12 protein-coding genes are annotated in these 10634 nt (G+C 60.8%); all 12 read left to right on the forward strand.

All coding sequences use genetic code 11. The features are described from left to right. Nucleotides 1-119 precede the first annotated feature (119 nt). The 12 genes from nifS to MESCI_RS29190 all read left to right on the forward strand — a co-directional run bounded on the left by nifS (nucleotide 120) and on the right by MESCI_RS29190 (nucleotide 10565). Nucleotides 120-1337 (forward strand): cysteine desulfurase NifS, encoded by a 1218-nt coding sequence (gene nifS, locus MESCI_RS29135; protein WP_013533504.1) that lies wholly within the window; start codon nucleotides 120-122, stop codon nucleotides 1335-1337. Then, nucleotides 1334-2398, forward strand: coding sequence for a beta/alpha barrel domain-containing protein (locus tag MESCI_RS29140; protein ID WP_013533505.1), 1065 nt, complete (start codon nucleotides 1334-1336; stop codon nucleotides 2396-2398). Before nifS ends, MESCI_RS29140 begins: the two co-directional genes overlap by 4 nt. Next, nucleotides 2398-2778, forward strand: coding sequence for a nitrogenase stabilizing/protective protein NifW (gene nifW / locus MESCI_RS29145; protein ID WP_013533506.1), 381 nt, complete (start codon nucleotides 2398-2400; stop codon nucleotides 2776-2778). Before MESCI_RS29140 ends, nifW begins: the two co-directional genes overlap by 1 nt. Nucleotides 2779-2959: 181 nt before the next feature. Continuing rightward, nucleotides 2960-3808 (forward strand): electron transfer flavoprotein subunit beta/FixA family protein, encoded by an 849-nt coding sequence (locus MESCI_RS29150; protein ID WP_013533507.1) that lies wholly within the window; start codon nucleotides 2960-2962, stop codon nucleotides 3806-3808. 18 nt (nucleotides 3809-3826) lie between these two features. Further along, on the forward strand, nucleotides 3827-4936 hold the full coding sequence (locus MESCI_RS29155) for an electron transfer flavoprotein subunit alpha/FixB family protein (protein ID WP_013533508.1): 1110 nt from the start codon (nucleotides 3827-3829) through the stop codon (nucleotides 4934-4936). Nucleotides 4937-4947: 11 nt separating this feature from the next. Next, nucleotides 4948-6255 (forward strand): FAD-dependent oxidoreductase, encoded by a 1308-nt coding sequence (locus MESCI_RS29160; RefSeq protein WP_013533509.1) that lies wholly within the window; start codon nucleotides 4948-4950, stop codon nucleotides 6253-6255. A gap of 12 nt (nucleotides 6256-6267) precedes the next feature. Beyond that, the gene (locus MESCI_RS29165) at nucleotides 6268-6567 is read left to right on the forward strand and encodes a ferredoxin family protein (protein WP_013533510.1); all 300 of its coding nucleotides are present in this window, start codon (nucleotides 6268-6270) and stop codon (nucleotides 6565-6567) included. Nucleotides 6568-7327: 760 nt separating this feature from the next. Then, entirely contained in the window at nucleotides 7328-8809 is a 1482-nt protein-coding gene (gene nifB, locus MESCI_RS29170) for a nitrogenase cofactor biosynthesis protein NifB (protein ID WP_013533511.1), read from the forward strand. 31 nt (nucleotides 8810-8840) lie between these two features. After that, entirely contained in the window at nucleotides 8841-9035 is a 195-nt protein-coding gene (locus MESCI_RS29175; protein WP_013533512.1) for a 4Fe-4S binding protein, read from the forward strand. A 76-nt stretch (nucleotides 9036-9111) separates the two neighbouring features. Then, nucleotides 9112-9429, forward strand: a complete 318-nt coding sequence (locus tag MESCI_RS29180; protein WP_013533513.1) for a nitrogen fixation protein NifZ — start codon at nucleotides 9112-9114, stop codon at nucleotides 9427-9429. After that, the gene (nifT, locus tag MESCI_RS29185) at nucleotides 9429-9641 is read left to right on the forward strand and encodes a putative nitrogen fixation protein NifT (RefSeq protein ID WP_013533514.1); all 213 of its coding nucleotides are present in this window, start codon (nucleotides 9429-9431) and stop codon (nucleotides 9639-9641) included. Before MESCI_RS29180 ends, nifT begins: the two co-directional genes overlap by 1 nt. Before the next feature lie 39 nt (nucleotides 9642-9680). Next, entirely contained in the window at nucleotides 9681-10565 is an 885-nt protein-coding gene (locus MESCI_RS29190) for an SIR2 family NAD-dependent protein deacylase (protein WP_013533515.1), read from the forward strand. The last annotated feature ends 69 nt before the right edge of the window (nucleotides 10566-10634 follow it).

Here is a 10634-nt window from a genome sequence, read left to right on the forward strand (position 1 = left end):
GGTCTAAATCAATTTGTGGGTGCTGCACCGGCTCTGGATCGTCTCGGCTATCAACGGCGGCTGCAAGCGCGATGAGTCCTTGCGCTTAACGTCATTCCGCTCGATTGGAGACCACACCCATGACAGTTCTCTATCTCGACAACAACGCAACGACACGGGTCGATCCCGAGGTCGTTCAAGCGATGTTGCCCTTCCTTACGGATCAATTCGGCAACCCTTCGTCGGCGCACGGTCTTGGCACCCTTGCCGGCGCCGCGTTGAGAAACGCGCGGCGGCAGCTGCAGGCGCTGATCGGCGCGGCGTTTGATGACGAGATCACCTTCACCTCGGGTGGGACGGAAAGCGACAACGCGGCCATTCTTTCGGCGCTCGAGGTGATGCCTGACCGAACAGAAATCGTGACGTCCGCCGTTGAACATCCCGCAGTGCTGGCGCTCTGCGCACATCTTGAGCAGACGCGCCGGGTCAAGGTGCACAGGATCCCGGTGGATCACCATGGCCGGCTCGACATTGACGCTTACCGGGCAGCCCTCAGCTCAAACGTGGCAATCGTCTCGATCATGTGGGCCAACAACGAAACTGGTACGATCTTCCCCGTCGCAAAGCTCGCCGAATTGGCGAAGGAAGTCGGCGCCCTTTTCCACACCGATGCCGTGCAGGCGGTCGGCAAGCTCCCTATGGACCTGAAATCGACCGCTATCGACATGCTATCGCTCTCCAGCCATAAATTGCATGGACCGAAAGGCGTCGGCGCACTTTTCCTCAAGCGCGGTGTGCGCTTCCACTCGCTGATCAAAGGCGGTCACCAAGAGAGAGACCGGCGTGCGGGAACCGAAAACACGCCCGGCATAGTCGGGCTCGGCAGGGCAGCCGAACTCGCCCTGAAATTCATGGATGATGAGACCACACGGATAAAGTGGCTACGCGACCGGCTGGAGAACGGGATTCTTCAGCGTGTACCAAACACCTTCGTCAACGGCGATCCCGTCGAGCGCTTGCCGAACACCGCAAACATCGCCTTCGAACGTATCGAAGGTGATGGAATCCTGCATCTCCTCAACCGCGTGGGTATCGCCTGTTCCTCAGGCTCCGCCTGCACCTCTGGCTGTGCACAGCCGAGCCATGTGCTGAGGGCGATGAACATCCCACATGGGGCGGTCCGTTTCTCGTTCTCGCGTGACAACGACCAAGACGACGTGGACCGGGTGCTCGAGGTCTTGCCTGCCATGGTGGAGAAGCTGCGCGCGTCCCTCAGTTCTGCGCCGGAAGGGCGGAGTGCCGAAGACCTTCAATGCGGTCCCTGTCTCAGCGCCGGAAGCTCCGGCGACCATTCATGAGCAGTCAGGTCTTTCTCAAGGATACGACTCTGCGCGACGGCGAGCAGGCACCCGGCGTTGCCTTCACCGTGGCGGAAAAACTTGAGATCGCTGAGTCGCTTGCAGCAGCCGGCGTCCCTGAGATCGAGATCGGCACGCCGGCAATGGGCGCCGACGAGGTCGCGCGCAGCCTCTCGGTGCGGCTCACGGCCTGGTGCCGGATGACCTCACCGGATCTCGAAGCAGCGATCGAGAGCGGGGTCCGGGCCGTCAATCTGTCGTTTTCTGCATCGAACATCCAACTTGCCACCAAGCTCGGCCTCGATCGGGCGGGAGCGCTCCAGCTTATCGAACATATGGTCGGGCGCGCAGCCGCCAGCGGCTCCTCCGTCGCCGTTGGCTGCGAGGATGCTTCACGGGCCGACCGGGATCATCTCGGGCGCGTTATCATGACGGCGGCGCGCGCCGGCGCAAGGCGCGTGAGGCTGGCTGACACAGCCGGCGTTCTCGACCCCTTTTCGACCTTCGAGCTTGTCGCCCAGCTGGCGGCGATCCGCGCCGGCGCGCGCCATGCCTCGGTCACCCTCCTTGGACTCAGCGAGCGCGGGGGCAATGCCGCGCTGGAAGAGGTGGCCGCCGCGTTGGCTGTCCTCCAGCACGCACATGCTGGCATCGACCTGACCGCATTGCCCGCCCTGGCAGCCAAGGTGGCGCAGGCGTCACGCCGACCGACAGCCGCCACCAAGCCGATCGTCGGGGCTGTGCCCTCCAAAGCCCTCCGGAGATCAAGGGGCATGATCCGGCCGCGTCTGGCCGATCTCCTCATAGATGCCAGCAACAAGACCTCGGTCCCACCCAGGTCGGAGCCCGGCAGATCGAGAGCCAATGCGGCAATAATCGAGCCCATCTCGCACTGCTCGGCGCTGCGCATGGCGCCTGTTCGCCACGCCCGGGCACCGGGGCGCCCAGCCTTGCGGCCTCGCTGGCTCAGCCCACCTCGTCATCAAACTGCGGATTTTCGCGGCTGTAGATCAGAGTTTTTCGTATTTGACCCAACAGTTTTCCGACAAGGGAGAATGTAATGACCTGTTCCGCTGACGGCCGTCCCATCGATGTCACCGATATCGTTACGCGACTGAAAGGAGTGTCGGCCGCGGAGGAGTTCTTCTCTGTCCTTGGCGTCGCCTATGATCCGAAGGTGCTCAACGTTTCACGGCTTCATATCATGAAGCGTGTGGGACAATACCTTGCTGAGGAAGATTTCTCCGGTCTGCCCGACCAGGTGATCGCCGCGCGCGTGCGCGCCCTGCTGGAACGGGCTTACGGGGACTTCGCGGTTTCCTCGCCGCTCACGCACCGGGTCTTCAAGGTGCTCAAAGATCACGATCCGGATAAAGCTTGCACGACACGCCGCGCTTTCGTTCCTTTCGATTCCGTCCTGAAGCCGTTCGGCAGGGAATGATCGCGACATAGACGCGACGCGACAATGTCAAGAAGTCGACAAATTCGGGATCGCAACGGCACCATCCGTAATGAGCAGCCCGAACTTAGGGGAACAGGGCCGCAAAGCACTTGGCACGAATGATGCAGCCAAGAACTCGCACCGCCAGCCCGCATCCGGATAACAGCGTAGAGAAACGCCAATGCACATCGTCGTCAGCATTAAGCAGGTGCCGGACTCGGCACAGATACGGGTCCATCCGGTGACGAACACCATCATGCGCCAGGGTGTGCCGACCATCATTAACCCCTATGACCTATTCGCCCTCGAAGAAGCTCTCAGGCTACGCGACGCTTATGGCGGCGAGGTCACCGTGCTCACCATGGGTCCGCCCATGGCAGAGGACTCCCTGCGCAAAGCGCTTGGCTACGGCGCCGATCGCGCGGTGCTTTTGACCGACCGCTATTTTGCCGGTTCCGACACACTGGCGACATCACTTGCTCTCTCCCAGGCAATCGCGAAGATCGGCGAAACCTTCGGCACGCCGGACGTGGTCTTCACGGGCAAGCAGACGATCGACGGCGACACCGCGCAAGTCGGGCCCGGCATCGCCAAGCGTCTCGATCTCAGCCAACTCACCTATGTCGCGAGAATCGCTACCATCGATCTTGCTGCGCGCGAGATCACGGTGGAGCGTCGTTGCGAGGGTGGGACGCAGACGCTGAAGAGCAAGCTGCCTTGCCTCATCACAATGCTGGAAGGCACCAACGAGATGCGTCGGGGCTCGATCGAAGACGCATTGAGCGCTGCGCGGAGGCAGGTGGTGAAATGGAGTGCGGCCGAGGCGGGCATTGAGGACCTCACCAAGTGCGGCTTGCGTGGCTCGCCGACGGTCGTCAGACGCGTTTTCGCCCCTACCGCGCGGTCGGAAAAGGCAGCGCAAATTGACACGGCCGAGAAGACGCTGCGCGATCTCGCCGACGAACTGATTGTTGCAATTTTCACCCGCCAGCCGGCACTGGAACCGGAACTCGCCTTCGACGGCGCCTGACGGCAAGGAGCAGACCATATGTCGAGCGCGAACCCAGACACTCCCCGCCCGCCCGCCGGCCGTGCCGGGATGACGAAGGAGCTGCCCGAGCGTTTCAGGGCCTATCGGCACGTTTGGGTTTTCATCGAGCTTGAACGCGGCCAGGTCCACTCCGTGTCCTTCGAATTGCTTGGTGAGGGCCGCAAGCTGGCAGACAAACTTGGCGTCCAGCTCGGGGGCGTTGTGCTCGGACCGCCGGAAGAAGCCACCCAGAACGCGGTCGCCGAAGCCTTCGCCTATGGCGCCGACCTTGTCTACTTCATCGAGTCGCCGCTGCTCGCCGACTATCGGAATGAGCCTTTCACCAAGGCGATGACCGATTTGGTTGATACTTACAAACCCGAGATTCTGCTTCTTGGAGCGACCACGCTCGGCAGGGATCTCGCCGGGTCCGTCGCGACGACCTTGCTAACAGGGCTCACGGCCGACTGCACCGAACTCGATGTGGATGCCGACGGTTCGCTGGCCGCGACCCGTCCGACTTTCGGGGGCTCGTTGCTATGCACGATATACACGCTGAACTACAGGCCGCAGATGGCGACGGTGCGACCGAGGGTCATGCCCATGCCGCAGCGGGCGGACAGAGCGATCGGGCGCGTCATCGCGCACAAGCTGTCACTGGCCGAGGATGAAATCGTCACCAAAATCCTCGGCTTCCTGCCGGATAGCCAGTCAGGCACAGCCAATCTCGCCTATGCCGATGTGGTGATTGCGGGAGGGCTCGGCCTCGGCGGGGCGGAGAACCTGCAGCTTGTGAAGAGTCTCGCGCGAGCGATTGGCGCCGAATTTGGCTGTTCGCGGCCGCTGGTCCAAAAGGGCTGGATGCCGGCGGATCGGCAGATCGGCCAGACTGGCAAGACAATCCGGCCGAAGCTTTACATAGCGGCTGGTATTTCTGGCGCGATCCAGCACCGCGTTGGGGTTGAGGCAGCCGATCTCATCGTGGCCATCAACACCGACCCGAACGCTCCGATTTTCGATTTCGCTCACCTCGGGATCGTCACCGATGCGGTCCGCTTCCTCCCCGCGCTCACCGAGGCCTTCACCCGGCGGCTGTCACCGCACAGCCGCGACAAGCTTGCGAGCTAAGGGAGATGGAGATGATCAACGAAGAATTCGACGCCATTGTTATCGGAGCCGGCATGTCCGGGAACGCAGCTGCTTACACCATGGCAAGCGACGGCTTGAAGGTGCTCCAGTTGGAGCGAGGTGAATATCCGGGCTCCAAGAATGTTCAGGGCGCCATCATGTACGCGAACATGCTGGAGAAGATCATCCCGGATTTCCGCGATGATGCACCTCTGGAGCGGCATCTGGTCGAACAGCGGCTATGGGTCATGGACGAGACCTCCCACACCGGGATTCACTATCGGTCTGAGGACTTCAACGAGGTGAGCCCCAATCGCTATACCATCATCCGTGCCCAGTTCGACAAGTGGTTTTCGCGCAGGGTGCGCCAGGCGGGCGCGACGCTTCTGTGCGAGACGACCGTGACGGAACTCGTGCGTGACGACAAGGGCAAGGTGATCGGGGTCCGGACAGATCGGGCTGGCGGAGCGATCTACGCGGATGTCGTTGTTCTTGCAGAAGGTGTCTGCGGGCTGCTTGGCACGCGAGGCGGCCTGCGCAAGATGCTGACGCCGGAAGCCGTGGCGCTGGCCGTCAAGGAAATGCATTTCTTGCCCGAAGAGGTCATTGAGCAGCGGTTCGGCGTCAAAGGGAGTGAAGGCTGCGTGATCGAGGCAGTCGGCACGATATCCCACGACATGGCCGGGCTCGGGTTCCTCTACACCAACAAGGAATCGATCTCACTGGGCATCGGCTGCCTCGTCTCGGATTTCACCGCGAAGATGGAGAGCCCTTACGCCCTCCTGGACGCGCTAAAAAACCATCCTTCGATCCGGCCGCTGATCGCCGGCTCGGAGGTGAAGGAATACGCGGCGCATCTCATTCCTGAAGGTGGCTACAAGGCAATTCCGCAGCTCTTTGGCGACGGTTGGGTCGTTGTTGGCGATGCTGCGCAATTGAACAACGCCATTCACCGCGAGGGTTCGAACCTCGCCATGACCTCCGGTCGCATTGCGGCTGAAGCTATCATCCAAGTCAAGAGACGCAACGATCCCATGACCAAACGGAACCTCGCCCTTTACAAGACGATGCTGGACGAATCCTTCGTGGTGAAGGACCTGCGGAAATACAAAGACATGCCAGCCTTACTCCATAATAACGCCGGCAATTTCTTCACGACCTACCCGCGGCTAATGTCGCAAGCCGCGCAGAACTTCATGCGGGTCGACGGCACGCCAAAGATCGAGAAGGAAAGGGCTACTACCGCAGCCTTCATCAAGGCGCGATCGCGGTTGGGTCTGGTCAGGGACGCTATCCGCCTGGCATTGGCGTGGCGGTGAGGCACTGACCACATGGCAAACCCAGTGACGAACTTGCGTGTAGAGGACAAGCTTTACCAGAACCGCTATCTGGTGGACTCCGGCCGTCCGCATATAAAGGTGCGACCGCACGAGCAACCAAGCGCGAATCTGGTCGCGCTGACCCTCGTCTGTCCAGCGAAATGCTATGAGTCGAACGACAAAGGTCAGGTTGAAATCACCGCTGATGGCTGCATGGAGTGCGGCACCTGCCGCGTCTTGTGCGAGGCCAGCGGCGAGATCGAATGGAACTATCCGCGCGGTGGCTTCGGTGTCCTCTTCAAGTTCGGATGATCCGCGTTTGCATAGGGCACGTGTGTACTCCTGAAGTTACCACAAGCGCCAACCGCTTCTGGCACCATCCTCGCAAAGGGGGGCGGGTGAACAGTGTACTTCCAGAATTGAATGAATGCTACTTGGGGGGAGCATTGGACCACAACTCCTGAGGTGTTTCCAGGGCTCACATACCGCCGGACCGGGTTAACGAACGCGGCAGGTCGGATACGCTTTGCGCCGACATGACATCGAGGTGAAGAAATTCCAGCGTTCTCACGATGTCGAGAACAAGACCATACCCCTGCGCCAGGTGCGCGGGAACTGTCCGTGCCAGGGCCAAGCTGCTCGGTCTCTGACGATGATCACGCTCTTGATCGCGATCATGAGGAGCCCATGCGGGCGTCTGGACGAGAGTAAAGGGGAGGCACGCACTCTCCTAGCTGGAACCATGCCGACACAGTATGCGGCGACACCTTCACCGCCGATGAGTTCACAGTCGCCGAGATCGACATCTTCGTCGGAGACCGGTCGAGAACGTTGTGCCGAGGCGCTCACGGGTGAAGGGATCGACACGGGATTTCTGTCTCTCAATGATGTCCGGCCGTAGTCGCCTTCCTCACCTTATGCGGCTGCCGCTGTCCGAGGTCCGACAAATTTATGTCGGAGCAGCCTCATGATATCCGACGCGAAAGCCAATTGCCGATCATAGTGCCGCCTTTTTAGTTGGCATTGCGCTTGCGCTTTGAACCGCGACGTTAACCCGCAACGGAGCCGTTCAATGTCCGCACCGGCAATTTCGGTTGAGAGCCTGACCGAGACGAAGCTCTCCGACCAGTTGCTGGCGAGCGCGAATTCGGGTGGCTGCGTATCTACCTCCTGCGGGTCGTCGACAAGACCGGACGATCTGGATCCGGCTGTCTGGGACAAGATCAAGGATCATCCGTGCTTTTCTGAAGAGGCGCATCACTATTTCGCGCGCATGCACGTCGCTGTCGCGCCTGCGTGCAATGTCCAATGCAACTATTGCAATCGCAAATATGACTGCTCCAACGAAAGCCGGCCTGGGGTTGTCTCGGAAAAGCTGACGCCCGACCAGGCGGTACGCAAGGTTATCGCGGTCGCCAACGAAGTGCCGCAGCTTTCCGTGCTGGGCATCGCCGGACCGGGCGATGCCTGCTACGACTGGGAGAAGACAAAGGCGACGTTCGAACGCGTCGTCAGGGAAATCCCCGACATCAAGCTTTGCATCTCTACCAATGGGCTCGCGCTGCCGGACCATGTCGCCGAGCTTGCCGACATGAATGTCGATCACGTGACGATCACCATCAACATGGTCGATCCGGAAATCGGAGCAAAGATCTATCCCTGGATCTTTTACGACCACCGCCGCTATGTCGGCATCGAAGCCGCCAGGATCCTGCACGAGCGACAGATGCTGAGCTTGGAGATGCTGAGCGCGCGCGGCATCCTCACCAAAATTAATTCGGTGATGATCCCCGGGGTGAACGACCAGCACCTGGTTGAGGTGAACAAGCAGGTCAAGCAGCGCGGCGCGATCCTGCACAACGTCATGCCCCTGATTTCAGACCCGGCTCACGGCACGTACTACGGACTGACCGGGCAGCGCGGCCCAAATGCACTGGAGATGAGGGCTCTTCAGGATCGTCTTCAAGGCGGCGCCAAGCTGATGCGCCACTGCCGGCAGTGCCGGGCAGATGCCGTCGGCCTGCTCGGCGAGGATCGTGGCCAGGAATTCACGATCGACCAGATTCCTGGCGAGCTCACCTATGATGCCGGCAAGCGCGAAGCCTATCGGGAGCTGGTCGCGGACGAGCGCCGTGATCACCTGGCGGCCAGGAGCGAAGCGATTGGAATGGTCAAGGCAGCCGGCTCCGGCAAGTCCCTGGTCGTCGCGGTGGCGACTAGGGGCGGTGGCCGCGTCAACGAACACTTCGGCCATGCCAAGGAGTTCCAGGTGTATGAAGCCTCGCCGATAGGTATCAACTTTGTCGGGCACCGCAAGGTTGAGCAGTATTGCCTCGGCGGTTGGGGCGAGAACGACACTCTCGAGTGCGTCATCGCCGCGCTGGAAGGCGTAGACATCGTGCTTTGCGCCAAGATTGGAAACTGCCCCAAGGATAAGTTGGCGGACGCCGGTATCCGAGCAACCGACGCTTATGGCCATGACTATATCGAAACGGCAATCGGCGCGATTTACGCCGGCGAGTCCGGCGTCCCGGCCCTCGCGGCGAACGCCTGAGCCGTCTCATTCCACTCGAACAGGAGTCAAAATGGCTTTCAAGATCATCGCATCCCAATGCACGCAATGCGGCGCCTGCGAATTCGAATGCCCGTCTGGTGCGATCAAGTTCAAAGGCGAGAGCTACGTGGTCGAGCCGCAGAAGTGCACAGAATGCCAGGGAGAATTCGACACGCAACAATGTGCCTCGGTATGCCCGGTGCCGAAGACCTGCGTTCCTGCCTGACCCGGCATAGGGCTGCTTCCGAGAAAGCCTGCGCGCCTCATCAATAACTCTGGCCTCAAACAAACAAGGAACCGCCATGCGCCTCGCACGCGAACAGGAGGTCGAAATCCGCAGGCCTCCCCAATTCAGGCCGGGGGAGCGGGTCCGTGCCACTCGTCACGTCAAGAACGACGGCACCTATCCTGGCAGGGAGATCGGCGAAAATCTCGTGCGCAAGGGTGAAGAGGGTTATGTGCGCGACATCGGCACCTTTCTACAGCAGTTCTTCATCTATGCCGTCGAATGGATCGACCGTGGCACGGTCGTTGGCATGCGAGCGCGCGAATTGATGAGCCTCGACAGGGCCGACCTTGCCCGTAGGGCCGAAGAAAACGCGAAGCAAGGGACGGCCTGATGAAAGTTATGATCCGCAGGACCGATTCCGGGTTGTCGGCGTACATCCCCAAAAAGGATCTCGAAGAGCCGATTATCGAGCTCGAGAAGCAAGACCTCTGGGGCGGCGTCGTAACGCTCAGGAACGGGTGGCGGCTCCTTCTACCCGATCTTCCGCCGCATACGCGCCTGCCGATCACTGTCGAGGCAAGGAAGCTTCCCGACGAGGGCTGACGCTGACCCTCAATGAAAGGCGTCAAGAGGAAAAAGAGCATGAACACGATCCCGACCTCGGGCCACCTCTTCGTCGTCCGCGACAGTTTTGCCCGAAAGCTGCTTGAACTGGCCAGACGAGCGCTCGTCTACGATCAGATGATCCCGTATCTCGGTCCGGGTCTGCTGCGGCTAAGCTCAGCGGAGCCGCCTGTACCGTGCACCCCAGAGGCCGTCGCCGCCGCACTCAACACCCGGGCCACAGCTCCCTCGAAGATCCGCACCAACATGTGGTCGGTCGCGCAATTCATCGAGCAGCGCCGGCATCGCCGCACACTTCAAGCCTGGATGGCAGATATATTCGCGGGGCCGACGGCGCCGACGCCCCTCCACAACTGGCTCGCAAAGCTCCCGCTCTCCCTCATCGTCGACAGCTGGTACGAAGGCGCCATGAGGGCGGCGCTGGCTGAGGCCGGCCGAACCGACGTCGCCGAGATCCAAGGCGTCACCCGGGCGAACGAAACTCGCGACATTTGGACCAGAACCTACGACTTGTTCGGGACGGAGCTCGAGCCCGGAGCAGCGACAAAGACGGTTCTCTATGCGCCTCATGGCAGTATCAGGCCGGCCGCAAATTTCCTCATAGCCGATTCCGACTATGTCGAAGCCCTGACCGAGATCGACATCCAGACCCCTATCCCTGACGTGGTCAAGGAACGGCGCACCGACCGGGGGTTTTTTTTCGTCGGCTGCCGCTTCAATGATCAGATGCTGCGCACTTACGCCAGGCAGATCATGAAGCGCTCAGAAGGCCCACGTTACGCGATCATGGACGGACAAACGCTGACCAGAAACGAAGCGCGTTTCCTTGGGGCAAGCGGGATCACGGTGATTGACATGCCAGACAGCGATGCCGTGGCGCAACTCGCCGGGTCAACGACTTGAGCCAACGCCTGGATCAACTTGAGGACTTCGTTGGTGTGAGTCGACGGCTTGCTTTTGAAGGCGCTAAGT

Source organism: Mesorhizobium ciceri biovar biserrulae WSM1271, from assembly GCF_000185905.1.
Classification (GTDB): Bacteria; Pseudomonadota; Alphaproteobacteria; order Rhizobiales; family Rhizobiaceae; genus Mesorhizobium; species Mesorhizobium ciceri.